The organism is Rhizobium mayense (assembly GCF_030272705.1).
Taxonomy (GTDB): domain Bacteria; phylum Pseudomonadota; class Alphaproteobacteria; order Rhizobiales; family Rhizobiaceae; genus Rhizobium; species Rhizobium mayense.
Map to the genome: position 1 here is coordinate 31,967 of NZ_JARFYM010000034.1, position 26,094 is coordinate 58,060.

The following is a 26,094-nucleotide window of genomic DNA, read 5'->3' on the forward strand; positions in this document are numbered from 1 at the left end:
AGCGGGGGAGAGGACTTTGATCGAGAAGTGTGTTGCCGCGGCAGCGAAGAATTTGCTGAGCGCTCGGCATAGTGGCTTCCATCTTGAGGGGTTGGCTGACGATTTCGTTCCTGAGAGCATCGAGGCGGCCTATAGGGTACAAGATAAGCTGATCGAACTTGGCGAAGAGGGCATCGGCGGCTGGAAGGTCGCAGCCGGAACCGGTCCGGAGCCGCTTTGCTCACCGATTTTTGCCAGTGTCTACCGCCGTGGCAGCGACGTCCTGAGTGTTGCCGGCGCCATGGCGACGCTCGTCGAGGCTGAGGTCGGCGTCCGTTTCGGCATCGATCTGCCGCCGCGCGACACACCCTATAGCCAGCAGCAGGTTCAGTCCGCGATCGCGGCGCTGCATCCGTCCCTCGAAATCCTTGGAACACGTTTCAATCCGAAGTTGGAGGTGCCGCGGCTGACCGTTATCGCCGACCTGCAAAACAATTCCGGCGTCGCCGTCGGCGCGGCGAAGGAGAATTGGCAGGATATCGACCTGTCCCGTCTTGGCATCACGCTGAGGATCGGGTCTGCGGTGTCGACCGTCGATACAGGACCGTCCCTCGCCGATATGCTGGAAGCATTGACTTGGCTCGCCAACGGCCGCGCCCGCGACTACGGCGGCTTCAAGGCCGGGCAGGTCGTCATCACCGGCTCACGCATAAATGCGCCGATCGGCCGTCCCGGCGAAACCGTCAGCGCCGATTTCGGCGCATTGGGAGCCATTTCGCTGCGGCTAGTCTAATTGGAACGCTTTGTTGCGACCCCAACGCTTACGCTCTCGCGTGGCCCTGAACTATTCATCATAGGACGAAGCCGGCAAGTATATTGCCGGCTTCGTCCAGCGTAGCTTCAGTATTCGGCAACGCGCCTACGCTTCGCGGCTTGTTGGATAGAAGTGGTTTGATGGCACGTCATCGAAGTCAGTGAGGTGACATCGGCGCGCGGCGCATTTGCATCACACATCGACATTGCGAAAATTCAATCGAACTCGCCGCTATTGATTTTTTCGATCCAATTTGCGTCCAAGTTCAGTAGCGCTTCTGCTACGTCGACATGCCCTTTTGCAACGGCTTGCGCTGCCGCGACGGACAAAAGCATCGCCTGGTCCCAGGCCTCGTTCCGGTGAATGCTGACGGTATCAACTAGCTGCTTTATCGCGTCGTGATAATCTTCGGCGTACAGATCGCAAAGCTCTGGCCCCTGTCCTGTCCGGCGAGCTACTTCAATGGCGGCCGGCAATAGGAAAAATGAGCGATCGATGGGTCCCTGAGTTTCGTTTGCAATTTTCACGATGTGGGGAACGGCTGCGTATGAAGCGGTATAAACGTCGCCCTGATGGCAAAGGCACGACCAGAGGCTATGCCAAGGCTCCACGTTAACGTCTACCTTTGGACCTGGCGACGAACCCAGCACACTCAGCAATTCCGGAACATCCTCGGCATTGCCGTAGGCGTGGAGCAATTCTTTCCAGCGAGGATCATCAAGCGATAACATTGATGGACCTAATCCTTGTGCAAACTACTATTCACCGAGCTTGCTTTATGAGTTCGCAGCCCGTCGTATGTAAAAACCCGACTAACATACCTTTGGCCGCCTATTCGCTACCGAAGATCATCATGAAGCGCTTGCGCGACCGTTCGATATGGTCGCGCATCGCCGCTTCGGCGGCAGCCGGGTCCTTTTGCTTGATCGCAGCGATGATGCGCTCGTGCTCGTCATTGGCATCAGTGGTGGCGCGGGCGTGAAAGAACAGGCGGAAGAGATGCACATGAGTGTGCAGCCGCGCCAGCGTCTCATGGATCAGCAGATTGCCACTGCCGATGGCGATGAGGTCGTGGAAGGTGCTGTCGCTCTGGGCGAATTCGCCATAGGCAAGGCGGGGATCGTCATTGCGGGCCGAGCGCATGTCCTTGTCGACCTTCTCCAGCGCCTCGATTGCTTCCTCCGTCATGTTGACAGCCGCGCGGCCAGCCGCGAACGGCTCCAACAGCAGCCGTAGTTCATAGAGCTGCTGCAGCCGGTCCTTGTCCAGCTGCGGGGCGGCGCTGTAGCCGATGAGATGGGTCTTCACGACGAGACCCAGCGCTTCCAACCGAGACAGCGCTTCGCGGATGGGCGTCTGCGAGACGCCGAGTTCACGCACAAGGCTATCGACCGAGATACGGCCGCCTGGCGGGATCTTCAGCGACATCAATTGCGCGTAGATCGCATTGTAAACTTCGTCGCCGAGACGGGGAGGGCGGCGCACGAAACTGCTTCCGGTATCACTCGTCCCGATCAGACCCTTTGCCATTGAAAATTACTCCCTTGACGCAATCTTTCCTTAGCAGCATAGTGCCTTGGCTTCAATCAGATATCCGATCGGATTTTGTGTTGTGACCGTTGTCGACGCGAATTTGTTGCGGGATGTGGCTGCCAAGGCACTCAAACGCGCCGGTATTCCACAGGATCATGCCGATCAGCAGCTTAACCTCCTATTCGAAGCCGAACTTCGCGGTATCCCGTCCCACGGTTTTCTCCGTCTCGACCGAATCACGCGCCGCATCGCCAATGGCGTTGCGGATCCTAATGTGCGCGGTCTGCATGAATGGCGCAAGCGGGCCTTCCTGAGCGTCGACGGCCAGCGCGGGCTTGGCCCTGTGGTCGCCAATGCGGCACTGGAAGCACTGACGGCGCGGGCGCGGGAAACGGGGATCGCCATCGCGGCGATCCGCAATTCCAACCATATCGGCATGCTCGGTTGGTACGCCGAGCGGGTCGCCGGCGAAGGGTTCACCGTCATCGCGCTGTCGACCAGCGAGGCCCTGGTGCATCCTTGGGGCGCACGCCGCGCCATGCTCGGCACCAATCCGATTGCGATCGGCATTCCGACCGAGGATGGGCCTTTCATGATGGATACCGCCACCGGCGTCGTATCGATGGGCGAGATCCATGACCACGCGCATCGCAAGGCGCCGATCCCGAAGCATTGGGCGCTGGATGCGGCCGGCAATCCGACGACGGACGCCGAGGCGGCGAAAAAAGGCGCGATCGCGCCCTTCGGCCAGGCCAAGGGCTATGCGCTCGGTCTCGCTTTCGAGCTGTTGGTCAGCAGTCTCGCAAGTGCCGCGATCGGGACCGACGTCCGCGGGACGCTGGACGAGACGGCGATTTGCAACAAGGGCGACCTCTTTATCGTGATCGATGGCCCGCATTACGGCCTGAAAGCCTATCTCGATGAAATTCGCGCGTTGGAACCGGCCGCGGGCTTCGATCGGGTGCTGATCCCCGGCGAGCGCGGCCGCTCCTGCCGCGAGCAAAGGCTGCGGGATGGCGTGCCGATCGCCGACGAGGTTTGGGAACGGCTGCAAGTTCTGGCCGGAACGAAAGTTGCGGCCTAATAAGCCGCTAAAGGAGAAATGGCATTGTCATTGTTCGGTACACTGCGCACACCGCGTAATCTGGTCTTCGGCGTTGGCCAGCGTCGCGCGCTCGCATCCTATGCCGCCGGTCTGGGCAAACACGCATTGGTTGTCACGGACGAACGGCTGGCGGCCAACAGCGAGTTCAAGCAAATTATTGATACGCTCTCGCAAGTCGGTGTAAAAACAAAGATATTTGACGGAACAATCGCCGAATTGCCGCTGGAATGCATTGCCCGCGGCGTCGAGCTCGGCAAAGCTTCCGGCGCCGATCTTGTTGTCGGCATCGGCGGTGGAAGTTGCATCGATGCCGCTAAGGTGATTGCACTGCTGCTGGCGCATGACGGCAGGGCTCAGGATTATTACGGCGAGTTCAAGGTGCCGGGACCGGTCTTGCCGCTGATCGCTTTGCCGACGACCTCCGGCACTGGTTCCGAGGTCACGCCTGTTGCTGTCATCACGGACCCGGACCGGGCCGTAAAGGTCGGCATCGCCAGCCCTCATCTGATTTCGCACACAGCAATCTGTGATCCGGAATTGACCTATTCCTGTCCGCCGTCCCTGACCGCCGTCTCTGGCGCCGACGCGCTGACCCATGCGATCGAGGCCTATACGACCGTGCGTCGCGAGCCGACCGGAACGATCGTCCACGAGCATGTTTTCCTTGGCAAGAATGTGCTGAGCGACAATTACGCGCTGATGGCGATCGCGCATATTTCCGCCAGCCTGAAGCAGGCCTACGACAATGGGAACGATGCCGTGGCGCGCGAAAGGCTGATGCTGGGGGCGACCACCGCCGGGCTGGCTTTCGGCACCGCTGGCACGGCTGCTGCCCATGCGGTGCAATATCCGGTCGGAGCCATGACCCACACACCGCACGGCATGGGTGTCGCTGTCATGATGCCCTATGTCATGGAGTTCAACCGTAACCATTGCGAGGCCGAACTGGGCGAGATCGGCGTCGCCATGGGCCTCGATCTCGCCGGTGCATCAGCGTTCGAACGCGCCTCTGCGACGATCGATGCGGTCGATGACCTCTTTGCCTCTATCGGCATTCCAAAGACCATCGCCGATCTCGGGGTTGTCGCCGACCATTTGCCGCTCGTTGCCGAGCAGGCGATGGGCAGCGCCCGGCTGATCAAGAACAATCCCCGTCCGCTCGACATGGCGACGATGGCGGTGCTGGTCGAGGCCGCGTTTAGTGGCGGCCGCAGCCGTCTTCGCGCCATGGCATCCGACCGAAAGGCAAATTAGACATGAATGCCATCCAGAAAATCTCCGCAGCCATCAGCTTCGATATCGCCGCCATTCCGACCGATCTCTATATTGGCGGCAAATGGCGACCCGCTTCGACAGGCAAACGCGCCGACGTGGTCGATCCCTCCACCGGCGTCACGATCGCGACGGTTGCTGACTGCACCATTGATGACGCCATGGAAGCGGTTGCTGCCGCTCATGCAGCCGCTGCCGGCTGGGCAGCGACCGCGCCGCGCAAGCGCTCCGAGATCCTGCGCCGCTGCTTCGAACTGATGATCGAGCGCAAGGATATGCTGGCTGAGTTGATCAGCCTGGAAAACGGCAAGGCGCTGAACGATGCGCATGGCGAAGTGGCCTATGCTGCCGAGTTCTTCCGCTGGTTTTCCGAGGAAGCCGTGCGGCTGAACGGCGATATATATTCCGCGCCCTCCGGCGCCAACAAAATCATCGTCCAGCACCAGCCGATCGGCATCGCCGTGCTCGTCACCCCCTGGAACTTCCCGGCGGCTATGGCGACGCGCAAGATCGCGCCGGCTTTGGCGGCAGGCTGCACCTGCGTTTTGAAGCCGGCGACGGAAACGCCACTGACCGCCTTTGCGCTGGCTGAGATCTACGCCGAGGCCGGCGTTCCGGATGGGGTCGTCAACGTCATTACGACGTCCCAAGCCGGCCCGGTCGTCAGCGCCATGCTGCACGATCCGCGCGTGCGCAAGCTCTCCTTCACGGGCTCGACGCCTGTCGGCCGCAAGCTGCTGCATGAGGCGGCCGATACAGTCATTTCCTGTTCGATGGAGCTTGGCGGCAATGCGCCCTTCATCGTCTTCGACGACGCGGATTTGGATGCGGCGATCGAAGGCGCCATGGTCGCCAAGATGCGAAATGGCGGCGAAGCCTGCACGGCGGCGAACCGCTTCTATGTGCAGAAGGGCGTCGTCGACGAGTTTTCCAGGCGTCTTGCCGAGCGTATGAACGCCATGACGGTCGGCGCCGGCTACGACAAGGCGACGCAATGCGGGCCTGTCATCAACAAGGCGGCGCTTGACCGCATCGCCGGCCTCGTCGATGACGCGACGGCACGCGGCGCGAATGTTCTGACCGGCGGCAAGCCGCTCGATCAGGACGGCTATTATTTCCCGCCAACGGTGATTAGGGATGTCACCGCCGATGCGAACATTGCCGCCGCCGAGATTTTCGGCCCGATCGCCGCGATCACGACCTTCGAAACCGAGGAAGAGGCTATCCGTGTCGCCAACGACACCGAATTCGGCTTGATCTCCTATGTCTACACCCGCGATCTCAGCCGCGGTCTGCGCGTATCGGAGCGGATGGAAAGCGGCATGGTCGGCTTGAACCGTGGCCTCGTCTCCGATCCCGCGGCACCCTTCGGTGGTACCAAGCAGAGCGGTCTCGGCCGCGAAGGTGCCCATCACGGCATTCTGGAATTCTGCGAAACCAAATACATCGCCGTTACCTGGTGACGACTCCCCTTCTCCCAGCCGGGGAGAAGGACGCGCGCAGCGCAGGTTGAGGGGGTGTTACTGGGAAACTGGCCTTTCGCTTGTGCTCAAAGCGCTCGGAATTGAAATTCCGAGCCCCCTCATCCGCCCTGTCGGGCACCTTCTCCCCGAGGGGAGAAGGGAGAAAAGGAGAAATCACTTTGAAGATCAAATCTATAGAAGCTTTTCAGCTGCCGATGGGCAGCGGAGAGACCGGGTCACCACGTTGCGCATTCGTCCGCATCGAAACCGAAGACGGTCAGTTCGGCCTCGGCGAGGCCTCGCCGATGCAGGGCGGTATTGCCTCGCTCGGCATCATCGCCAGGGATATGGCGCCTTATCTCGTCGGCAAGGATGTGCTCGACCATGCCATCCTGCTCGACACGCTGTTCCATAGATGCGTGAAGCTCGGCCCGGAAGGTGCGACGACCGGCGCTCTTGCCGCTCTCGACATCGCACTTTGGGACCTGAAGGGAAAGCTTCTTGGGCAGCCGGTTCACAAGCTGCTCGGCGGCGCCTGGACGACGAGCCTGCCGTGCTACACTTCGATCGGCAACAACTCGGGTCGCACGGTCGATGAAGTGCTCCGTGTCGTCGAGCGCCGCGTCGCCAAGGAAAAGCCGGCGGCGGTGAAGATCCGCTGGGATGGCGACCGCACCAAGCAGGACGTCGATCTTGCCGGCGATATCGCCAAGGCCAAGGCCGTGCGCAAACTGCTGGGCGATGATTTCGTCATCGGCTTCGACGCCAACAATGGCTATTCGATCGGTGGCGCGATCCGTGTTGGCCGTGCATTGGAGGACCTTGGTTATATGTGGTTCGAAGAACCCGTGCAGCACTATAACGTCCGCGCGATGGGTGAAGTGGCGCAGCGGCTGGACATCACGGTTTCGGCGGGTGAACAGACCTATACTCTGCAAGGCTTGCGCGAATTGATCGACGCCGGCGTGCGCATGGTGCAGCCGGATATCGTGAAAATGGGCGGCATCACCGGCATGATGAAATGCGCCGCGTTGGCACATGCCCACGGCGTCGAGCTGGTGCCGCACCAGACGCAGCCAACCGTCGGTCATCTCGCCAACATCCACGTGCTCAGCACGATCATGCACCTCGCCAAGCCGGTGGAGCTGGCCGACAATTGGGAGCGGGGCGCACCTGTCTTCGTCAACCCGTCCGAGCCGAACAACGGACGCTTCGAATTACCGACGGCACCGGGTCTTGGCGTCCAGTTCGACGCGGTTGAAATGGAGAAGCGCAAGATCGTGATCAAATTCTGATCCGGGCGCTACGCGAAACGTGATCGTCCCGCCGAATGATGGGACGATTTCCGGCTATCGGAAACGGTTCCGAACCGTATAAATAGCAGGGGAGTGAGGCGGATTCGGAGCAATTTTTGAATGACTGATATATCCACGCGCAAGCGGGGGGAGGTAACGCAGGTTTCCGGTTGGCGCCCGCTGCTGATTGCACTGCTCGTGGCCGGCGCCTTCTTCATGGAAAATCTCGATGGCACGGTCATCGCCACTGCGCTGCCGCAGATGGCTGTGTCTTTCGGTGCCCGACCCGTCGATCTCAACATCGGTATGAGCGCGTATCTGCTGACGCTCGGGGTCTTCATCCCGATCAGCGGCTGGATCAGCGATCGTTTTGGCGCCCGCCTGGTTTTCACTACTGCTGTCGTCGTCTTCACGCTGGCTTCCGTTCTCTGCGGCTTTGCCAATGGTGTCGGCTCCTTTGTCGCCATGCGAATCCTGCAAGGCATCGGCGGTGCGATGATGGTGCCGGTCGGCCGCCTCGTGGTTCTCAACAATACGCCGAAGGATCAGTTGATCTCGGCAATCGCGACGATCACGTGGCCGGCGCTGGTGGCGCCCATTCTGGGGCCGCCGCTCGGCGGCTTCATCACCGATCATGCGACCTGGCGCTGGATCTTCTTCCTCAATCTGCCGCTCGGCATGTTGGCATTCGTCTTCGCTCTTATGCTGATCCCGGAGACCAAGAATGCAGCGCGGCCGCCCTTCGATTGGATTGGCTTCGTCATCAGCGGTTTTGGGCTGGCGAGCCTGACGTATGGTTTGGAGCTGATTGGCCGTCCCGATCCGGTCTGGCTGGAAGCCTGGACCTACGAGATTGCCGCCATTGTTCTTCTGGCTGTTGCCGTGTTCCATTTCCGGCGAACCGAACATCCCCTGATCGAGCTGGTGGGATTGAAGCACTCGACCTTTGCCATCACTATCTCCGGCGGCTCGCTTTTTCGCATCGCCATCGGTGCCGTGCCTTTCTTGCTGCCGCTGATGTTTCAGGTCGGTTTCGGGCTTAGCGCCTTTCACGCCGGCATGCTCACCTTGGCGGTCTTTGCCGGCAATCTGGCGATGAAACCGGGCACGACGCCGATCCTGAGGCGCTTCGGCTTCAAGCCGGTGCTGGTGGTCAACGGCATCCTCAATGCCATCTTTATCGCGGCCTGCGCGCTGTTTTCGCCGGATACCTCCCTCTGGTTCGTCATTCCGGTGCTGTTCATCGGCGGCATGTGCCGGTCGATGCATTTCACGGCCTTGAATACCATAGCCTTTGCTGACATCCCGCCGCAGCAGATGACGGGCGCGAACACTGTGTTCAGCACAGCCTTTCAGGTGACCATGGGGATGGGGATTGCCGTCGGCGCTATCGGCATCCGCCTGGGCCAAGCGGTCAGCGCGCCGCTCGGTTTGAACGGAATCATCGCCATCGAATTTCGCCTGGCTTTCGTCATGCTGGGGGTCATCGCTTTGCTTGCCGTACTGGATTGTCTGCCGCTCGATCCGAAGGCGGGTGACAATGTTTCGCGCAAGCCGAAGCCAGCTGCGAAAAAGGCGGCCTGAACGGCCGCCTTGGTGCGAGCGGCCGGCGGTACGTCGCCACCCGGCCTCTCAAAAATGATAGTGAATCAGGTCATATCGCAGGAGCACGGCAGGAACTGCGATCAAAAGAAGAAGAAGCACTGCGATGCTGGCGGCACGCAACATTTTTATGCGGCGCGTACGCTGACCGGTCCAGTCATATACCATTTTACATGTCTCCCCGTTCTCCGCGTGCTAAAAGGCAATAAAATCAAACGCTAGTCAATACTAATAATAGAATTGCCTTTAACAAGGGTGGCCTAATCCATTGGATTGGTGAGCGGTTCGTCCGTCTTGTGCAAATCGGCCTCAATTTGCGCCTTTCTGCGCAGAAAGATCGTTTTGTGCCGGCGGTCATGGCTATATAACCAACAAAGGGTGTCCTCGCGGCCATGCGGGGACGGGAAATTGCTTCCGAACAGAGGAAAGACGTGATGAGCAAGATGCGTGCCCTGGTACTGGAGCGTCAGCATGAGTTGGCGCTGCGCGATATCGACCTGCCGCAGGAGGTCGGGCTGGGTCAGGTGAAGATCAAGATCCATACGGTGGGCGTCTGCGGATCGGACGTGCACTACTACACGCACGGCCGCATCGGCCCCTTCGTCGTCAATGCGCCGATGGTGCTCGGCCATGAGGCAGCCGGCACGATCGTCGAAGTCGGCGCGGATGTGACACATCTGAAAGTCGGCGACCGCGTCTGCATGGAACCCGGTATTCCCGACCCCAATTCCAAGGCCAGCCGTCTTGGCATGTACAATGTCGATCCAGCCGTCACCTTCTGGGCGACGCCGCCTATCCATGGCGTGCTGACACCGTTTGTCGTGCATCCGGCCAATTATACCTTCAAACTGCCTGACAATGTCAGCTTCGCCGAAGGCGCGATGGTGGAGCCTTTCGCGGTCGGCATGCAGGCGGCCACCAAGGCGAAGATCACACCTGGCGATACCGCCGTCGTGCTCGGGGCTGGCCCGATCGGTACCATGGTTGCCATCGCTGCGCTTGCCGGGGGCTGCGCCCGCGCCATCGTTGCAGACCTTGCCCAGCCGAAGCTCGATATCGCCGCTCAGTATCAGGGCGTGATCCCGATCAATATCCGTGAGAAGAACCTCGTCGAAGAGGTCAAGCGTCTGACGGACAACTGGGGCGCCGATGTCGTGTTCGAATGCTCGGGCTCGCCGAAGGCCTGGGAAACGGTGATGGAGCTGCCGCGTCCCGGCGGAGTGGTCGTCGCCGTAGGCCTGCCGGTGGCGCCGGTCGGTTTCGATGTCTCGACGGCATCGACGAAGGAAATCCGCGTCGAGACCGTCTTCCGCTATGCGCATCAATATGAGCGTTCCATCGCGCTGATCGCATCTGGGCGTGTCGACCTGAAGCCGCTGATCTCCGAAACCTTCAAATTCGAGCATTCGATCGAAGCCTTCAATCGCGCCGTGGAAGCCCGGCCGAGCGACGTGAAGCTGCAGATCGTCATGGATCAGTAAGCGTCTGCTCTTGCCGCCGCGCCCTGTAAATGGCGCGGCGGATTGCCTTTTTAGCTTCGCATGATGTTGTCCGAAAACACGCCGCGTTTTTCGGGATCATGCCCGAAACCGTAGACGCGGCTGCAAAAGCGATGCTAGCGTAGTTTCATACAGAGGAAATTGGGCGGCAACGCCGGAAAACGGGAAGGGACGCTGTGCCGCACGACGTCGCATTGATAGCACTGATCGCCGCCGGTTTCGTATTTGCGGCCATTTTCGGCTATCTCGCCGACCGCCTGCATCTGCCGCCGCTCGTTGGATACCTGGTTGCCGGCGTAATGATCGGCTCGTCGACGCCAGGTTTTGTTGCCGACGCCGCTCTTGCGTCGCAGCTGGCTGAAATCGGCGTCATTCTCTTGATGTTTGGTGTCGGCCTGCATTTTTCGGCAGCCGACTTGCTCGCTGTGCGCGGAGTCGCAATTCCCGGCGCCGTCGGTCAGATCGTCATTGCCGCGCTCTTGGGTATTGGCCTGACGTCACTGTGGGGCTGGGGCATCGGCGCCGGCCTGGTCTTCGGCTTGAGCCTCGCCGTCGCCAGTACCGTCGTGCTGCTGAAAGCGCTGGAGGAGCGCAACCTGGTCAGTTCGCCCAACGGCCGCGTCGCCGTCGGCTGGCTGATCGTTGAGGATTTGGCGATGGTGCTGGCGCTCGTGCTGCTGCCGGCTTTCGCCGGGGTTCTTGGTGGCCATGCCGATGCTGGCGCCCACGCAAGTACCGGGCCCATCGGGCTGACCATCGGCATCACCCTTGTCAAGGTAGCGGCTTTTGCCGCGGTCGCGATCTTCATCGGCCCGAAGATCGTGCCCTGGCTACTAACCTCTGTCGCACGAACGGGTTCACGCGAACTTTTTACCCTGTCCGTTCTCGCCATCGCGCTCGGCATCGCCTTTGGAGCGGCGGAGATATTCGGCGTCTCTTTCGCGCTTGGCGCGTTCTTCGCAGGCCTCATCATGAGCGAATCCCGTCTCAGCCATCGGGCAGCGGCCGATTCCCTGCCGTTGCAAAATGCCTTTTCGGTGTTGTTCTTCGTTTCCGTCGGCATGCTCTTCAATCCGTCGGTGCTGGTGCGCGAACCGCTGATGATCCTCGGGGTGCTCGCTCTCATCATTCTCGGCAAATCGCTGATCTCTTTTTGCGTCGTGCTGTTGCTGCGTTATCCCGCCAGCATGGGTTTTGCAGTTTCCGCCGGGCTTGCCCAGATCGGAGAATTTTCCTTCATCCTGGCCGGCCTTGGCGTCTCGCTAGGTCTGCTGCCGCGCGAGGGGCAGGATCTGATCCTTGCAGGCGCCATTTTGTCTATCACGCTCAATCCGCTGGTTTTCGCTGGCACCGAGAGGCTGGAGAAATGGACCTTTTCGCGGTGGCCGGCACTGGCGACCGACTATGGTGCCGCGAAGCACGATCGGCTGCGTCGCGAACTGGCCGTCATCGGGGCGCAGCGCGAGGCGCGGGATCGTCAGCATCATCTGGAAATCGAGCAGTTGATCGAGACATTTCCGATGTTCGACAAGGTCGACGAAAACGCGCAGGAGGAACTTCTGTTGCTCTTCCGCCCAAGGTCGGCATCGCCCGGCGATCGCGTCATCCGCACCGGTGACCGGGGCGACAGCATGTATTTCATCGCGTCCGGTGCGGTCGAGGTGCAGTTCGAGGACGACGAGATCCCGCTTGGCGCCGGCTCGTTCTTTGGCGAGATGGCGCTACTGACAGGCGCACGCCGCACCGCCGACGTGGTGGCGGTCGATTTCTGTCAATTCCTCGTCCTGGAACGTCGCGATTTCAACCTGTTCATGTCCCGCCACCCGCGGCTGCGCGCCGCCGTCAGCAGCATGGCCCGACAGCGGCAGGAGATGAACGTCTCGCGCCAAAGGCGGGATCAATCGCTGGACGCCAGCTGATCAGATCGAAAGCCTACCGCCCCTCCAGCCAGGTCTTCGAAACACGGCAGGCCATCGTATAGGCGGGATCGAAAACATTCCCGACGTCATAGCGCACGACCTGGCCAAGCAAATGGCTGGCGGCGGTCTTGTCGAGCCCATAGTCGGAAGCCAGCCAGCGAAGCATTTCGCTGGTCGCATGCTGCAGCGCCTGATCGAGCGGCCGGGCGTTGCCGATGGTGAAAATGTCATCCGCGGTTTCGCCACGCGGCCAGATGATTTTCTTCTTTTCGACGCTGAGCCGTACCGTCACCTCGAAGGTGGTCTCTATGCCGGTCCCAACGATCTCGCCATCGCCTTGTACGGCGTGGCAATCGCCGAGGAAGAAGAGCGCACCCGGCGCCGACACCGGAAACCAGATCGTCGTGCCGGGTGCGAGGAGCCGGTAATCCATATTGCCGCCAAATTCGCCGCTGGTGGCGGTGGATATGGCCTGACCTAGCGAGGGAGCGACGCCGAAGCAGCCGATCATTGGCGACAGCGGCAATACGAAAGACTCCAGACCAGCGACTGGCGCGGAAAGCCGGGTCGACAATGCTTCACGATCGATCTGCCAGATCACTTTATCGCTCGGCGGCAGCGTCCGTACGTCTTCCGGGTCAACGACATTGCCGGCAACGACGCTACGGGTGAAGCCTGTATCGCGCGTCGGCACCATGCCGAGGATTTCGACCTTCAATGAATCGCCCCGTTCCGCGCCCTCGACAAAAATCGGACCATTCATCGGATTCGGGCCGGAAGCTCTCTGGACACCTTCCTTGTCGTAACCGGCGGCATCGAGCGTCTCTGTGACGACGGTGTCGCCATCGGCGATGTGCAATGCCGGTGGAAGAGAGCCGATGACGTTGTGATAGGCCGTCGGAGTGAAACGATGGGTTGCCATGAAGCGTCAGCCTTGTCCGAAGTTGGGTCCACCCAACCTATGCCGGATTCGGCCTCTGCGGAAAGAGCGGAATGCTGGCAATTCTCACGGTCCGACGAAATATCTCCGGCGCTTGGCTTTGTAGCTTCGCTCGTCGAACTGGCCGAGAAGCCAGTCTTCGGGATTGGCCTTGAGATATCCGGCATTCGGGTCCTGTTGGTCCGAATTCGCGAGTTTCTTGACGATGTAGCGCGCGTAATGATGGTCGAAGATGCGCATGAACTCGCCCAAATAAATGTCGGCAACACGCGTATCGCCTCGGATGATGATCATGTTCTCATCATTTATGCGCTGCGACGGCTGGCTGAAATTCGCCGAGCCGCTGACGACCAGCGGGTCGTCGCTCAACGGGTCGACCAGCATGAACTTGTCGTGGATGTAGTCGTTGGTGTTCAGAGGATTGTCACGCTCCGCCAGGAAGTTCGCCAGAGCACCGCTTTCCAAATGGCCACCGGCGGCGAAGAGAACGTCGCGGTCACGCCCGATAATCTCGCCGTCTCCCAGGTCATCGTCTTTGACGATGTAGCGCAACACGTCGTTTTCCTGCGCGATTACCTTGCTGAAGACCTTGTCCAGGTTGAAAGCCAGCGTGATGCAGGAGATCTCCCGTGCCTCGGCCATCCGGTCGGCATACCACTGCAGCGATTCGCTGCTGTCCTTCTCGTCGCGCGCGCTGAAGACCGGTGTGATGCTGTTCGGTTCGGGGCGGGAAGGGGGCAGTGGCGTCAGTTCGCGATTTTTCGGCCGCAACTTGGTCGGCGTGAGATTTTCCGACAGAAGCGTCCAATATTGGAGATAGATCTCGGCAATTTCCGGGCTCCAAACGATGTGGCCGACATTCGAGTGACCGAAGATGCCGCCATCCGAAATGTTCGTCGATCCCGTCCAGACCGCGATCGGCTTTTCGTCCTCGAGCAGGATGATGAACTTGTTGTGCCGGATGCCTTCCGTCACCGTACGCGGAATGACCACCTTCATTTCATCGAGGCGGGCATTGCGGATGACCGCCTCGTTCGCCGTCTTGTAAGTCTTCTCATCGTCGAAGACGATCTTCACATCGGCTCCAGCTTCAACTGCCTTGCCAAATGCGTTCGCAATGGGCTGGTAATGGAATTCGTAGAGCGCCGCCCGCAGCCCAAAGCGGTGGTCCTCCGCGAGGCTGATGAATTTCACGAGAGCTTCGAAGAGCCCGCGCGACAGCCAGACCATTTCTTCTGCCATGGGATTGTCGGCATTCGGCATGCGATTGCCGAAACGCCGCGCATAGGCCTGTGAGCCGATCACACCGCGATTGAAGTAAACATCGTGGCGCGCTTCGTCGTTTTTCTTTTCAGGATGCAGCAGATATTCGAGCTCGGTTGCGATTTCGAGGGTGACGGCAGAGGCGGTGTCAAGCTGCAGCATCTTGACCGCGCCATAGACCGGGACGATCTGGTAGCGGTAGATATGATCGGTTTCCGCTGTATAGTCGGCCCATTGGAAGCTCTGTACCGGATGGTCCGCCGTGCTGACGGGAGTGCCTGGCGCGAGACCTTGATCCTTGTCCTTGAAGCGCTTGATACCCGTCATCCAGTAACGCTCGACGACGGCACCGTCCTTGAGTTCCTCGCGCTGAATGGCAAAACCCATCAGCCCCGTTTTCTTGGCGTCTTGCCCGGGAACGAAATCCCAGGCCAGGACGACCACGTAGGTTCCTGCAATCGCCCGCGCACGCAAAACCCCACTCGCTGCCGTGACCCGCATATCTCACCCTCCCCACACAGGTGTATTCATCGAATGATCGGAGGGTCGATCTGCTCCCCAAATTCGGATTGCGCATCAACTCTCATGCGAACGACGACGAAAGAACAGCACACCTATTCAGCGAAGGTAACTTCTTATCACAACAACCGAATGAATGCTCCATTGGATTAGAGGAATATGCTGTTGCCGCGATCTCGTCCGGGCGAGCGTGATACCACAGGACGCCTGAGAAATTGCCTAGGTCGCGTTGCAATCGCCACGACCCGACTGGAACGCCGGTCGCCTTCTACCACAGGCAGCTTTGTGTTACGACAATCCGAGCGGGATTGAGGTGAGTGTACCGGGGGAATAAACATTTCAAATGCTCTCACTTTTCCAGAACTTAAGGAACTTTTCTGGTTCAATGATCAAGCAGTCGATCAGGAGGCGTATCGTCTCGATTGCTGCTGGCTTGATCATCCTCATGATGGCCACTTCCGTACTGTCGATGGTGATGGTCGGGCGGCTGGGCCATCTGCTCGATGAGCTGACGGAGAGATACAGTCCGGCTAACGAGCATTTGATGCGGATCAATCTTCTGTCGCTTCAAAGAGCTCTTGCGCTGCGCCGCGCGGTGATCGCAAAGATGCAGGAGCCGCCCGATGAGGCGGGATATATGGCTCGCAAGCAGCAGTACGACGCTAAGAACGTCGAAGTCGAGCACGAGACGCAGGCTGCACGCGAGCTCATCAACGCCATCATCGCAGATACGAGTACCCCTTCGGACAATGCGGCACTAGCGCGCATCGAAAGTCGGATCGACGGTCTGATAAATGATGGTCGCGGCCTTCTGAATCAGGAGACTAGGGAACTGCTCGCATTCCTCGACGTGCGGGATTTCGCCAGCGTGAGAGATCGTCTCTCACGCATTGATGCGCTGCGCGACGAACTCAATCAAAAGATCGACGCCCTTCGGCAGGAGATGCTGAAGGTGAGCGATGGCGCTATCCTAACGATTAGGGCGGAGCAGTCTCGGGCGGTCTTGGTTTCTGCGATCGCCACACTGCTCGCCGCGGTCCTCGGATTGATTTTCGCCAACCTTGTAAGCGGCGGCATCATTCGTTCGGTCCGGCAATTGCTTGAGGGCACGCGCGCCGTCGAGGCCGGCCATCTCGATCAATCCATCGATGTCGCGACCCGCGACGAAATCGGAGAGCTAGCGGCTGCGTTCAACCGGATGGTCGTGCAGTTGCGTGCCAATCAGCGCGTCAAGGAAACTTTTGGAAAATATATCGATCCGCGCGTCGTGGAGGGCCTTATCGATCGCCCGAACCTGACTGCAGCCGAGGGGCAACGCAGGCTGATGACGGTGCTGTTCTGCGATCTGAGGGGATTTACGAGCCTGAGCGAAGGCTTGGTGCCGCAAGGTCTGGTCAAGGTGATGAACCGCTATTTTTCACTTATGTCCGAACCTATCCGTACCAACCGCGGCATCATCGACAAATATATCGGCGACGGCATCATGGCCTATTGGGGTCCTCCATTCGTTGACGAGGCTGATCACGCACGACTTGCATGTCTGGCAACCGTGGAAATGATCGAGCGGATTGAGACGTTGCGTCGGGAAATCCCTGACTTGCTGGGCGTCCGCGGCACCCCGATGGAGAAATGCGATTTGCGGATTGGCGTCGCAACCGGCGAAGCCTTGGTCGGAAGTATCGGCTCCGACATCATGATGAGCTATACCGTGATGGGCGATGTGGTAAATCTCGCCTCGCGCCTGGAGGGCGCAAACAAGGTTTACGGCACGCGCAATCTGGTATGCGAGAGAACAATCGCCGCGGCGGGTACCGCACTGGAATTTAGAGAAATCGATCGGATCGTTGTTGCCGGCCAAACCCGGCCGGAAGCGGTTTTTGAGGTGCTTGGACGCAATGGCGAGCTGGCGCCGGAACAGTTGGCGTCACGCGACTTGTACCAGGAAGGGCTTGCGGCATACCGCGAACGTCGATGGGATGATGCGCTTCGCGCGCTCAAGGGGGCGCTGGAGGTGATGCCCGGCGACGGGCCAGCGTTGGGCCTGCTGGGCCGCATCGAAAGCCTCAAGGCAAATCCACCCTCCAAAGATTGGGACGGATCGTGGCGCCTTGAAAAATAGGCGCCCTCGGGCGACCGCTGCTTTCATGTCACTTATGACTTCTGCGAACCTGCGTCATACCCAAGCATTGTGGATCCCCTATAGGTATTGCTTCCATCGGAAGTGACCGATCGCATGCGAGGTAAACTTCTGGGGACGCGGCGCGAGCTAATGACTCGCAACCGATCAGAGTAAATTTGTCGCAATACTGCAACCAAATGCGCTGACAATTTTATGTCCTACGGTAGAATACTGCCCAACAGGAGGGGAGGGTAAGATGGATTTACTTTTCAAGTCGAGTTCAACCTTCGCGTCACTGTCGCTGAAAGACCTGCTCGAAGCGCGGGACCTCTTCCACTATCACTTGATGAACAAGAAGAACGTCGTCGCAACGGCAGTGGGTCTCTACCGTATACGTCATGAGGACCCTTGGCCCAGCAGAGAAGAGCCGGATCCGGGCCCGCGAAGCAAGACAAACTCCAAACGCACCTTGTCCAACTCCGAGGTCCGCCCTTATTCGTGGCCCTGCGTTTTGGTTTTTGTTTCGAAGTGGGAATATGAAGAGGAGCTGGCGAAAGATAACGCGTCGGATGTTGTTCCGAAGACCTTGTATCTCCCCGATGGCCGATCGGTTCCGGTGTGCGTCATAGAAGCTCAGCGTGTCACGTCCGGGAAGAGCAAGCCGATCAGTCCCAATTTGCTACTTGCGAGGAACCTCCTTTCTCCCGGAAGCATTCTGGTCAATGATGACGGTCAAGGCATGACGCGGTTCGGGACCGCAGGGCCGATCGTGACAAGCGGCGAGCGCTACTATGTCCTGACAAATCGACACGTGAGCGGTGAAGCGGGAACGAAGATAAAGGCGCTCCAGGGCAATCGCCAATCGGTCGTCGGCGTCACGGCACGAACCGGATTGTCCCGTGTTCCGTTCAAAGACGTCTATCCAGCATTTTCATCGCATAACCAGAGTTTGCAGGTCGATATCGGCCTGGTCGACATCGATAGCGTGACCCAGTGGAAGGCGCAGACTCTGGGGCTCGGCGAAATCGGGCCCATTCTCGACCTCTACGACAATAGCTTTACGCTCAAGCTCGTGACCATGAAGGTGGTCGGATTTGGAGGGGTGAGCGGCAAAATCCGCGGTGAGATTCACGGCCTCTTCTATCGATATCGTTCTCTCGGTGGATCGGAATACATCAGCGACTTTTTGATCGGGCCAGAGACGAACAACAAGGGCACGGATCGTCACGCCGAGGCGTTGATGGTCCATCATGGCGATTCCGGCACGCTGCTCTATATCGAGCATCAAGACGAGCATCAGCATGGGCGCCGGCAACCGAAGAATGGTGCGCCGCCCATCTACTATCCTTTCGCAATGCTCTGGGGAAAAGAAGAGTTCAATCAGCAGGGAGGGCGGATATCGTCGCATCCTTATGCGCTGGCGACCGCTCTCAGCCCTGCGCTCAACCATTTGAATCTCGAACTGGTTACGGATCTAAACGCTGAACAGCGCTATATCTGGGGATGGGTAGGGCATTACGCGATCGGTCGCGCGCTGATCTTGCCAACGGATCTGCTGTCATCCTCTCATCTCAAAAGCCTCATTGATAAAAACATCGATCTCCTGTCGCTGACCCCGGACGATGCGCTCGATAACGATCCGAGGGTCTTGGAAAAGGGGGATGATCAACCACATTTCGTCCCGCTGGCCGACGTTCCGGACAACGTCTGGAAAAGCAACGTGAACTTCAGCTTTGAAGACGGCGGCGACGGAGCGAAACATCGTAAACCAGGTCCCGGGTCTCGAGGACAAGACGACAATCCGAACCACTTCGCCGATTTGGATCTTCCCTATGGCGGGCAATCATTTCTGGAACTCAACAAAGATCAGCCAAACAAATATCTGAACCCAAAGGTTTGGATGGACTATTTTGCTCAGCTCAAACCCAAGTTTGATGCATGGGATGACGCCTTGGGTCACAAGCGGAGCAATCACTGGGGTGCGCTGCCATTTCGCGTACATCAGCTGTTTGACATCATGGTCTCGGCCGCAAAGAAGTCGGACGAAGCTCTCTTCATCTGTGCTGGCGGCGTGCTCATCCACTATGTCGGAGATGCCTGCCAACCGCTGCATACCTCTTATCTCTCGCAGGGCGATCCTGACGATCTTATCGATCGGCCGCGTTCTGCGGGGAAGAAGATGCGGGCCGACGGTGTTCACAGCGGTTACGAAGACGACATGATCGCATTCGGCTATCAAAGCAAGGACCTGGCCAACAACCTTCAGGCAAGGATTCAACAATTGGCCGAGCTGGACGCGGAGAAGATAGATCCGATTGCTAGTGGCTTTGATGCCTCCAGGGCGATCATCGATCTCGTTGCCGCGACACAGGCGGAAATCTCGCCCAGGGATATCGTGGACAAATGGGTCGCATTGATCGGGCGTTCGAAATCCGAAAAGAAAGAGCTTATGTGGGATGACTTCGGAGACCGGACAGTGACGTGCATGGCGCGTGGTACGCGGTATCTGGCAGCCATTTGGCAGGCGGCCTGGGGCGTGGGCAGGGGCGACGACAACATTGGGGATGGAACGGAAGTAACAGAAAAAGCTCTGATGGATCTCTATAACAATCCGGAGGTTGTGCCATCCGTTGCGCTTAATGTGTATGCCGACGCTCAGTCTGATGACTGGTCGGCGATCAAGCGCTCAACCGCCGCGCATCTTTCATAGCAACCCTTGGCACGACGCCAAACGCTCTTCGCGGGCCGGATCGGACCACAGTTCCGATTTGGTCCGCCGACGCTCGGAATGGGGTCAGGTTGATGACACCCGATGGCGAGGCAGATGTCGAGGCCGCCGAAACGGTGCTTCGCTGTCGCGAACGGCTTGCAGCGATCTTCGAGATCGGCAACGGGCGCAACCGGCAAGAGTCGCGCCCTCTTTGCAAATGGGTCGGTCAATCAACCGACCCAGGGACGCTGCGGCTCAATAGTAGCGCCAGCCGCCGCGGTAAGGTGCACGATGCACCCAGTAGCGGTGGCCATCCCAGTAGCCGCGTCCATGATAATAAACGCCAACTCGCGGGCCGCCGGGTACGACGACAACCGCGCCGCCGCGAGGTGGGACGTTCGGACGGCAGTAGCCATTGGGACCGCGATGATATCCCTCGCCACATCCTTGGGCCGCGTCAGCGGTAGGAGCAATTGCAATTAGCGCCGCCACGGAAGTGAAGGCTACGATAAGCAACTTTTTCATGATGTCCTCTTTCTAATGTCATCAGGGACGCTCCTCGCATCCCGAACATATCTTTAACGCGAATTCCTGCCATTTTTATCGTTGGAAATGAAAATTTTTCGAATGCCTCCGCGAGCGCGCCCACGACCGGACAAGAGCGGATTCTGGCAGATGGCCCCTATTCCGGCATTAGAATCAAATATCTCCTCATTTCATAGCTTCCATTGGAGACAACCGTACGACGAATGGACGCAAATCTGCGGAGCCTCTCCAAGAGTCGCGGCCAATACTGTTTTTGATAGATTCTTGGTTGGGGCCGCTGACCATCCGAATCAAGCAAACGGATGCCGGCGAGCGGCGCGTCGCTCGGCGCGTCTTTCAATGTGTGTCGTTAGTGGTGCTTAAAGTACTGCACCTCACGCTCATGCTTCTCGGCCTCCGCCCGTGACTTGAACGTACCGAGATTTCTGCGTTTTTGGGTTTTCGGATCGACCTTGCGCGAGTAGAGGCGGTACTCTCCAGACTTCAGTTTGCGGATCATGGCAATCTCCTATGCAGACCATAACCCTTATCCACGAATGACTGTTCCGGCACGTCCGCAGAATATCGGCCGACGAAATCAGCGCAGCAGCCGAGCGTTTTGTTGAGGAGATCAACGGCCGCTGGATAGTGTCGGCCTTTGTACTATTCTTTGCCGGGTGGCTGGAGGCCAAGCGAAAGCGACGTTGAGCCGAGCTTGAATGCGACGGACAGTCCGAAGCTTTCTGACGCAGATGGGGAGATCACGCGATGCCGAGACAAATCCTCTTCATACAGGGTGCGGGAGCGACAGCGCACGACCAATGGGACATTAAGTTGGTCGAGAGCCTTGAGCGTGAACTCGGCGAAGACTTCACCCTCCGATATCCGCGGATGCCTGATGAGGCCGATCCGCGCTACCAGACCTGGAAGACAGCGCTGCTGAATGAATTCGATGGCCTCGAGGATGGTGCCATCCTCATCGGTCATTCCATCGGTGGAACCATTCTCATCCACGTGCTCGCTGACGAGCGCCCGAAGTTCAGACCCGGTGCTCTCATTCTCATCTCGGCGCCGTTTATCGGCGAGGGCGGCTGGCCGAGCGATGACATCGTGCCACGCACCGATTTTTCCCAACGACTGCCTGCCGGGCTGCCTGTCCTCATCTATCATGGAAGCGAAGACAAAATCGTCCCATTCGGGCATGCTGAATTTTACGCGAAAGCAATCCCGGAAGCGGTCGTCCGCTCTCTGCCGCACCGCGATCATCAACTGAGTAATGACCTGAGCGAGGTTGCGCAGGATATTCTCAAGGGTGCGCCCTCGGCCGCCACAGGATGAAGGCACGCGCGGTTTTCGAAACATGGATCGATCGCTTTTGATATGAAGTTTATCTTTACAGTTTACCTTCACATCTGATAAACATCTTCCATGATCGACAAGCCTACAGTCACCGAAGCACCGCTTGCGGCCACGGTTGCCGAAGAGCTTCGAGCTTTCGCAAGCAAGCTGAAGCGAAAGCTCCGGGAGCAGGGCCATGTTGGAGACCTGACATCAAGCCAGGCATCGGCACTTGTTCGGCTGGAAAAGGAAGGCCCGATGACCACCTCGGCGCTCGCGCGCTGCGAGGGCATGCGTCCGCAATCGATGGGCGCGCTTCGTGCCGCGCTGGAGTCGTCAGGGCTTGTTGCGGGAATACCCGATCCCTCGGACGGTCGTCAGACAATCCTTTCCCTTACGGACAAGTGCCGCCTCCTGATCCAGGAGGGCAGGGCGGCCCGCCAGGACTGGCTCGCCCGAGCCTTAGAGGCAAAGCTGTCGATCGAAGAGCAGAAGCAGGTCTTGTCGGCGATCACCAGCTTGAAGCGGCTGACAGAGGACGATGCATGACGCCGATTTTGAGCCTGTCGATATATTGGGAGGCCCAATGGCCCTGACTACGCTTGATCCAAAAACCGCGCTGATTGTCGTCGATCTTCAAAAAGGGATCATTGGCGCGCCGTTCATCGGCTCGATCACTCCTGTCATCGATCGTTCTGTGGCGCTCCTTCGCGAATTTCGCAAACGCAATCTTCCGGTCGTTCTTGTCAACGCGGCCGGTGGAGCGCCAGGTCGAACGGAGCAGCCGAGGCGTCACACGGAGCCGCTTCCGGCGGGGTTCACAGAATTTATCCCGGAAGTCGACCAACGGCCCACGGATATCGTCGTGACCAAACGCAGCTGGGGAGCGTTTGCGACGACCGACCTTGATTCTCGGTTGAAGTCCCTGGATGTGACGCAGGTCGTGATCATTGGTGTCGCGACCGGCACCGGCGTCGAGGCGACCGCGCGTCAAGCCTATGAGGCAGGTTTTAATGTCGCCTTGGCGGTCGATGCCATGATGGACACGCGCCCGGAGGCGCACGAATACAGTATCCGCAACATTTTCCCTCGGCTTGGCGAAACCGCCACGACCGAGGACATCATCAACGAGCTTGCAAAGCGGGACCTATAGAATGAATTGGCTTCATTATTTGCTGATGTTTGGCGGCGGCGTTTTCCTGATGAATGCGGTTCCTCACGTGGTCAGCGGGGTCCTTGGCCAACCCTTTCAGTCGCCATTCGCCAAGCCACGCGGGGAAGGACTGTCGTCATCGACCATCAATGTCCTGTGGGGCTTTGCGAACCTCGTGCTGGCATACCTGCTTCTGATCCGGCTTGGCGCGTTTCATCTGGACGACGGCGTTGATGCTCTCGCCATCGGTCTCGGCGGGGTCGCGATTTCGTTGTTCGCTGCCCGTCACTTCGGCAAGTTCCACGGCGGGAACGCGCCGGAGCGGTAATGACGGCGCAACCTGCGCGCACTCCAATGCGGCTACTTTGAATTTCTCACCACGTTCCAGCGAAAGCCGCGCCTGCAAGCAGCGCCCCGGTCAGAATATTCGCCAGGAATAGCCGGAAATTGACGTCCGGGCGAGCAAGGTCAATCTGTCGCGTCTGCCAGGCCAGATGCGCGGCGATCACCAGCATCCCAATTGCGTAGGGTAGAGACATGCCCAACATATATCCGCCAAGCGACCACGCTCCGGCCGTCAAGGCGTAGAACGCGCCGATGCAGGCCTTTCCGTGCCGGCCAAACAGGAGCGCCGTCGATTTGAGGCCGAGGCGGGTGTCGTCTTTTGCGTCGACATAGGCATAGACGGTATCATAGCCAATCTGCCATGCGACGGCGCCGAGCCACATGAGAACAGCGCCGGCCGGGATCTGCCCGGCAACCTCGGCCCATGCCATCAGCATCCCCCAATTGAACGCTGCGCCCAGCACGACTTGAGGCCAATGTGTGAAGCGCTTGCAGAACGGGTAAAGGAATACGAGCGGCAGAACGCATATCGCAACCAAACGCGTATAGGGCGTCAGGAAGAACAGAAGCGAAGCCGCCAGGGCGAGCTGAACGATCAGGAAGGCGAGGGCTTGCGGCACACCGATCTGCCCGCTGGCCAAGGGTCGAAAGCGCGTCCGCTCGACGTGACCGTCAAACTTTCGATCCGCAATATCATTGACGGTGGAACCAGCGCTCCTCATCATCAAAGCGCCAAGAGAGAAGATCGCCAGTTGCCGAAGATCCGGAAAGCCATGCGACGCTTGGACAAGCGCAGCCCAGCAGGGAAAAAGGGTCAACCATATTCCAACGGGACGGTCGAGCCGCGCCAGACGTGCGTAGGGCCGCAGTGCCAGGGGTAATCGGCAATCCACCCAGTCGCCTCGGTGAATGTCGCTTAGGTCCGGGCCGCTCAAACTGTTCATCATCATATCCCACAACTGCGTCGCAAATACCGGACATTTGGTTTCGGCTTTGCGCCTCATCTTCTCATCGCGGCAGCATAGAGACTCTCTTAACCGTCGCAATGATCGCAGTTGACGCATTCCGGAATTGAGCTTTTCCGTTGGTCATGGACGCTCGAAATTGACCATCTGGAAAAATCTCTCGTTGCTTGCGCAGGATTGAGGTATTTTAGCTGCCTGTGACCATCAGAAAAATCGAACGGAATTGATCTGCGCCGGTGACAGCCGCCGACGTGTCGATATCGGCTCGCCTGCCGTCAAAATGGAGTTTAAAATTGAGCACCGCGTTCATGAAGGAAGAAAGCGCCGAAACAGCTGCGGAAACGTTGCTGCCCGACCGCGCAATTTCACCTCACCCGAACCTCGTTACGGAAGCGGGGCTGGAAGCCTTGGAATTGCAGCTCCAAGAAGCGCGCGAAGCCTATGATGCCGCCAGTGCGATCGAAGACGTGAACGAACGGCGGCGGCAGGCGGCAATTCCGTTGCGGGACACGCGATACTTTTCGGCAAGAGTTCGCACGGCGCAGGTGATCCCCAACCCGACTTCATTCGACATCGTTGCCTTTGGCCACACGGTAACCTTCAGCCGCAGCGATGGACGCGTGCAGACCTATCGTATCGTGGGGGAGGACGAAGCCGATCCGAAAGCCGGATCGATCTCCTTCGTAGCCCCGGTGGGGAAATCTCTGTTGGGTAAAGCGATTGGGGATGTCGTCAGCATAGGTGATCAAGAGCTCGAGATCATTGCCATCTCCTAAAGCGCCACGGCAATGAGCGACGAGGAGCTGAACGAATATCTGGCACGCGTTGAGCCCGTGCAAATTCGAGAAAATACAATCACGGATGCCGATGCATTGCGCAAGGAAGTGGCCGTCATCCGCAAGCGCGGCTATGCCGAGCCGGGGCAAATTTGTGGCCGGAGGCGACGCTATCGCCGTTCCGATAGAGTACTATCAAGGCCGTACCGCCGCTGCCTTGGACGTTCTCACTCCCCAGCTGCGATACACCTCCGAGCATCGGAAGAAGTGTATCGAGACTATGTTGGTCGGCGGCCTGGAGATTTCAGAAAGGTTGGGTTTTCGAAAGGCGAAAGATAAGAAATCCGCCTGATTTCGCCGAGCGCGGCCGAGTGTCGTTGATGTTGCGCTGGCTGCCGCTTGCAGTATGTTGTCTAAGCGCCTGCCTGAGACAGGCGGCCCGAAGCCGCCGGGCCGGTCGGAGGCCTAGGTGAGGGCCGCGGCATCCCAGCTTTCCGCGATCGAGCCTTCGGCCAGGAAAATGGCGCGATTGCAGAAGCCGGGAACGGCCTCGACGACATGCGTCGAAACGATCACGCCATGGTCCCCGCTCGCTGCTAGTTCGCCGAGGAGGGCCTTGACCTCCCACGCCGCGACCGGGTCAAGCCCGTTCAAAGACTTATCAAAGAGGAGCAGCGCCGGCGAGCCGGCCAACGCGGCCCCGATCGCGACCTTTGCGCGGGTGCCAAGCGAATATTCCCTAATCGGCCGGCCGAGCCAGGGCGTAAGAGCGAGCCGCGCGATAAGATCGCCGCCGGGCCAGTCGGTCGTACAGGAACGGGGTTTTTCCTTGACGTGCTTCAGAACGGTCAGCAGGTAATCTTGGATCACCGCTTGCAGATTTTCTGTGGCGGCACGGACATTCTTCATCCCGGCCTCCACCGCGGTCTGATCGAAGGGGCAGGGCGTTGATGGTGGCGG

At 59.1% G+C, this 26,094-nt stretch carries 24 protein-coding genes; 16 read left to right on the plus strand and 8 right to left on the minus strand.

What is annotated here, in order from left to right; all coding sequences use genetic code 11:
* The first annotated feature begins 16 nt into the window (after positions 1-16).
* Entirely contained in the window at positions 17-772 is a 756-nt protein-coding gene (locus tag PY649_RS28640; RefSeq protein ID WP_285872292.1) for a 2-keto-4-pentenoate hydratase, read from the plus strand.
* Between the two features lie 236 nt (positions 773-1,008).
* Here PY649_RS28640 and PY649_RS28645 read toward each other — a convergent pair whose 3' ends face one another.
* Positions 1,009-1,524, minus strand: a complete 516-nt coding sequence (locus PY649_RS28645) for a hypothetical protein (RefSeq protein ID WP_285872293.1) — start codon at positions 1,522-1,524, stop codon at positions 1,009-1,011.
* A gap of 100 nt (positions 1,525-1,624) precedes the next feature.
* On the minus strand, positions 1,625-2,323 hold the full coding sequence (locus PY649_RS28650) for a GntR family transcriptional regulator (RefSeq protein WP_285872294.1): 699 nt from the start codon (positions 2,321-2,323) through the stop codon (positions 1,625-1,627).
* An 82-nt stretch (positions 2,324-2,405) separates the two neighbouring features.
* Here PY649_RS28650 and PY649_RS28655 point away from each other — a divergent pair, with 82 nt between their 5' ends.
* From PY649_RS28655 to PY649_RS28685, 7 genes are all read left to right on the plus strand, one after another.
* Positions 2,406-3,410, plus strand: coding sequence for an Ldh family oxidoreductase (locus PY649_RS28655; RefSeq protein WP_285872296.1), 1,005 nt, complete (start codon positions 2,406-2,408; stop codon positions 3,408-3,410).
* A 24-nt stretch (positions 3,411-3,434) separates the two neighbouring features.
* Positions 3,435-4,685: an iron-containing alcohol dehydrogenase gene (locus PY649_RS28660; protein WP_285872324.1), complete on the plus strand. Its 1,251-nt coding sequence runs from the start codon at positions 3,435-3,437 to the stop codon at positions 4,683-4,685.
* A gap of 2 nt (positions 4,686-4,687) precedes the next feature.
* The gene (locus tag PY649_RS28665; RefSeq protein ID WP_285872297.1) at positions 4,688-6,166 is read left to right on the plus strand and encodes an NAD-dependent succinate-semialdehyde dehydrogenase; all 1,479 of its coding nucleotides are present in this window, start codon (positions 4,688-4,690) and stop codon (positions 6,164-6,166) included.
* Positions 6,167-6,345: 179 nt separating this feature from the next.
* The gene (locus PY649_RS28670) at positions 6,346-7,461 is read left to right on the plus strand and encodes a mandelate racemase/muconate lactonizing enzyme family protein (RefSeq protein ID WP_285872298.1); all 1,116 of its coding nucleotides are present in this window, start codon (positions 6,346-6,348) and stop codon (positions 7,459-7,461) included.
* A 120-nt stretch (positions 7,462-7,581) separates the two neighbouring features.
* Positions 7,582-9,045 (plus strand): MFS transporter, encoded by a 1,464-nt coding sequence (locus PY649_RS28675; protein ID WP_285872299.1) that lies wholly within the window; start codon positions 7,582-7,584, stop codon positions 9,043-9,045.
* 452 nt (positions 9,046-9,497) lie between these two features.
* Positions 9,498-10,544, plus strand: coding sequence for an NAD(P)-dependent alcohol dehydrogenase (locus tag PY649_RS28680; protein WP_285872300.1), 1,047 nt, complete (start codon positions 9,498-9,500; stop codon positions 10,542-10,544).
* Positions 10,545-10,738: 194 nt separating this feature from the next.
* Positions 10,739-12,481 (plus strand): cation:proton antiporter domain-containing protein, encoded by a 1,743-nt coding sequence (locus tag PY649_RS28685; protein WP_285872301.1) that lies wholly within the window; start codon positions 10,739-10,741, stop codon positions 12,479-12,481.
* A gap of 13 nt (positions 12,482-12,494) precedes the next feature.
* Here PY649_RS28685 and PY649_RS28690 read toward each other — a convergent pair whose 3' ends face one another.
* Complete coding sequence (locus PY649_RS28690) at positions 12,495-13,403, minus strand: acetamidase/formamidase family protein (protein ID WP_285872302.1); 909 nt, start codon at positions 13,401-13,403, stop codon at positions 12,495-12,497.
* A gap of 84 nt (positions 13,404-13,487) precedes the next feature.
* Positions 13,488-15,185, minus strand: coding sequence for a phospholipase D-like domain-containing protein (locus PY649_RS28695; RefSeq protein WP_285872303.1), 1,698 nt, complete (start codon positions 15,183-15,185; stop codon positions 13,488-13,490).
* A gap of 403 nt (positions 15,186-15,588) precedes the next feature.
* Here PY649_RS28695 and PY649_RS28700 point away from each other — a divergent pair, with 403 nt between their 5' ends.
* Both PY649_RS28700 and PY649_RS28705 read left to right on the plus strand, forming a co-directional pair.
* Positions 15,589-17,322, plus strand: coding sequence for an adenylate/guanylate cyclase domain-containing protein (locus tag PY649_RS28700; protein ID WP_285872304.1), 1,734 nt, complete (start codon positions 15,589-15,591; stop codon positions 17,320-17,322).
* A 256-nt stretch (positions 17,323-17,578) separates the two neighbouring features.
* Positions 17,579-20,032: a phospholipase C/P1 nuclease family protein gene (locus PY649_RS28705; protein ID WP_285872305.1), complete on the plus strand. Its 2,454-nt coding sequence runs from the start codon at positions 17,579-17,581 to the stop codon at positions 20,030-20,032.
* 255 nt (positions 20,033-20,287) lie between these two features.
* On the opposite strand, the gene PY649_RS28710 is transcribed toward PY649_RS28705, so the two are convergent.
* Both PY649_RS28710 and PY649_RS28715 read right to left on the minus strand, forming a co-directional pair.
* Positions 20,288-20,557 (minus strand): GCG_CRPN prefix-to-repeats domain-containing protein, encoded by a 270-nt coding sequence (locus PY649_RS28710; protein ID WP_285872306.1) that lies wholly within the window; start codon positions 20,555-20,557, stop codon positions 20,288-20,290.
* A gap of 370 nt (positions 20,558-20,927) precedes the next feature.
* Positions 20,928-21,077 (minus strand): hypothetical protein, encoded by a 150-nt coding sequence (locus PY649_RS28715; RefSeq protein WP_285872307.1) that lies wholly within the window; start codon positions 21,075-21,077, stop codon positions 20,928-20,930.
* A gap of 248 nt (positions 21,078-21,325) precedes the next feature.
* Here PY649_RS28715 and PY649_RS28720 point away from each other — a divergent pair, with 248 nt between their 5' ends.
* The 4 genes from PY649_RS28720 (at position 21,326) to PY649_RS28735 (ending at position 23,376) form a co-directional block, all read left to right on the plus strand.
* Positions 21,326-21,895: an alpha/beta fold hydrolase gene (locus PY649_RS28720; RefSeq protein WP_285872308.1), complete on the plus strand. Its 570-nt coding sequence runs from the start codon at positions 21,326-21,328 to the stop codon at positions 21,893-21,895.
* Positions 21,896-21,985: 90 nt separating this feature from the next.
* Entirely contained in the window at positions 21,986-22,444 is a 459-nt protein-coding gene (locus tag PY649_RS28725) for a MarR family winged helix-turn-helix transcriptional regulator (protein WP_285872309.1), read from the plus strand.
* Positions 22,445-22,481: 37 nt separating this feature from the next.
* Entirely contained in the window at positions 22,482-23,048 is a 567-nt protein-coding gene (locus PY649_RS28730; protein ID WP_285872310.1) for an isochorismatase family protein, read from the plus strand.
* A 1-nt stretch (position 23,049) separates the two neighbouring features.
* Complete coding sequence (locus PY649_RS28735) at positions 23,050-23,376, plus strand: hypothetical protein (RefSeq protein ID WP_285872311.1); 327 nt, start codon at positions 23,050-23,052, stop codon at positions 23,374-23,376.
* A 46-nt stretch (positions 23,377-23,422) separates the two neighbouring features.
* On the opposite strand, the gene ubiA is transcribed toward PY649_RS28735, so the two are convergent.
* A complete protein-coding gene (gene ubiA / locus PY649_RS28740) occupies positions 23,423-24,337 on the minus strand; it encodes a 4-hydroxybenzoate octaprenyltransferase (protein ID WP_285872312.1) in 915 nt (304 codons plus the stop codon).
* A gap of 314 nt (positions 24,338-24,651) precedes the next feature.
* On the opposite strand from ubiA, the gene greA reads away from it, so the two are divergent.
* Positions 24,652-25,134, plus strand: a complete 483-nt coding sequence (gene greA / locus PY649_RS28745) for a transcription elongation factor GreA (RefSeq protein WP_285872314.1) — start codon at positions 24,652-24,654, stop codon at positions 25,132-25,134.
* A gap of 12 nt (positions 25,135-25,146) precedes the next feature.
* Positions 25,147-25,473 (plus strand): IclR family transcriptional regulator domain-containing protein, encoded by a 327-nt coding sequence (locus PY649_RS35210; protein ID WP_432761423.1) that lies wholly within the window; start codon positions 25,147-25,149, stop codon positions 25,471-25,473.
* A gap of 126 nt (positions 25,474-25,599) precedes the next feature.
* Here the strand turns inward: PY649_RS35210 and PY649_RS28750 are convergent, their stop codons facing one another.
* On the minus strand, positions 25,600-26,043 hold the full coding sequence (locus PY649_RS28750) for an ATP-binding cassette domain-containing protein (protein WP_285872316.1): 444 nt from the start codon (positions 26,041-26,043) through the stop codon (positions 25,600-25,602).
* Positions 26,044-26,094 lie beyond the last annotated feature (51 nt).

Bases quoted from the DNA above. Each gene is read 5' to 3' on its own strand.
- PY649_RS28750 (WP_285872316.1), bottom strand. From the start codon at position 26,043: ATGAAGAATGTCCGTGCCGCCACAGAAAATCTGCAAGCGGTGATCCAA.
- PY649_RS28705 (WP_285872305.1), top strand. From the start codon at position 17,579: ATGGATTTACTTTTCAAGTCGAGTTCAACCTTCGCGTCACTGTCGCTG.
- PY649_RS28700 (WP_285872304.1), top strand. From the start codon at position 15,589: ATGATCAAGCAGTCGATCAGGAGGCGTATCGTCTCGATTGCTGCTGGC.
- PY649_RS28680 (WP_285872300.1), top strand. From the start codon at position 9,498: ATGAGCAAGATGCGTGCCCTGGTACTGGAGCGTCAGCATGAGTTGGCG.
- PY649_RS28690 (WP_285872302.1), bottom strand. From the start codon at position 13,403: ATGGCAACCCATCGTTTCACTCCGACGGCCTATCACAACGTCATCGGC.
- PY649_RS28675 (WP_285872299.1), top strand. From the start codon at position 7,582: ATGACTGATATATCCACGCGCAAGCGGGGGGAGGTAACGCAGGTTTCC.
- PY649_RS35210 (WP_432761423.1), top strand. From the start codon at position 25,147: ATGAGCGACGAGGAGCTGAACGAATATCTGGCACGCGTTGAGCCCGTG.
- ubiA (WP_285872312.1), bottom strand. From the start codon at position 24,337: ATGAACAGTTTGAGCGGCCCGGACCTAAGCGACATTCACCGAGGCGAC.
- PY649_RS28645 (WP_285872293.1), bottom strand. From the start codon at position 1,524: ATGTTATCGCTTGATGATCCTCGCTGGAAAGAATTGCTCCACGCCTAC.
- PY649_RS28695 (WP_285872303.1), bottom strand. From the start codon at position 15,185: ATGCGGGTCACGGCAGCGAGTGGGGTTTTGCGTGCGCGGGCGATTGCA.
- PY649_RS28720 (WP_285872308.1), top strand. From the start codon at position 21,326: ATGCCGAGACAAATCCTCTTCATACAGGGTGCGGGAGCGACAGCGCAC.
- PY649_RS28730 (WP_285872310.1), top strand. From the start codon at position 22,482: ATGGCCCTGACTACGCTTGATCCAAAAACCGCGCTGATTGTCGTCGAT.
- PY649_RS28710 (WP_285872306.1), bottom strand. From the start codon at position 20,557: ATGAAAAAGTTGCTTATCGTAGCCTTCACTTCCGTGGCGGCGCTAATT.
- PY649_RS28725 (WP_285872309.1), top strand. From the start codon at position 21,986: ATGATCGACAAGCCTACAGTCACCGAAGCACCGCTTGCGGCCACGGTT.
- PY649_RS28665 (WP_285872297.1), top strand. From the start codon at position 4,688: ATGAATGCCATCCAGAAAATCTCCGCAGCCATCAGCTTCGATATCGCC.
- PY649_RS28715 (WP_285872307.1), bottom strand. From the start codon at position 21,077: ATGATCCGCAAACTGAAGTCTGGAGAGTACCGCCTCTACTCGCGCAAG.
- PY649_RS28735 (WP_285872311.1), top strand. From the start codon at position 23,050: ATGAATTGGCTTCATTATTTGCTGATGTTTGGCGGCGGCGTTTTCCTG.
- PY649_RS28650 (WP_285872294.1), bottom strand. From the start codon at position 2,323: ATGGCAAAGGGTCTGATCGGGACGAGTGATACCGGAAGCAGTTTCGTG.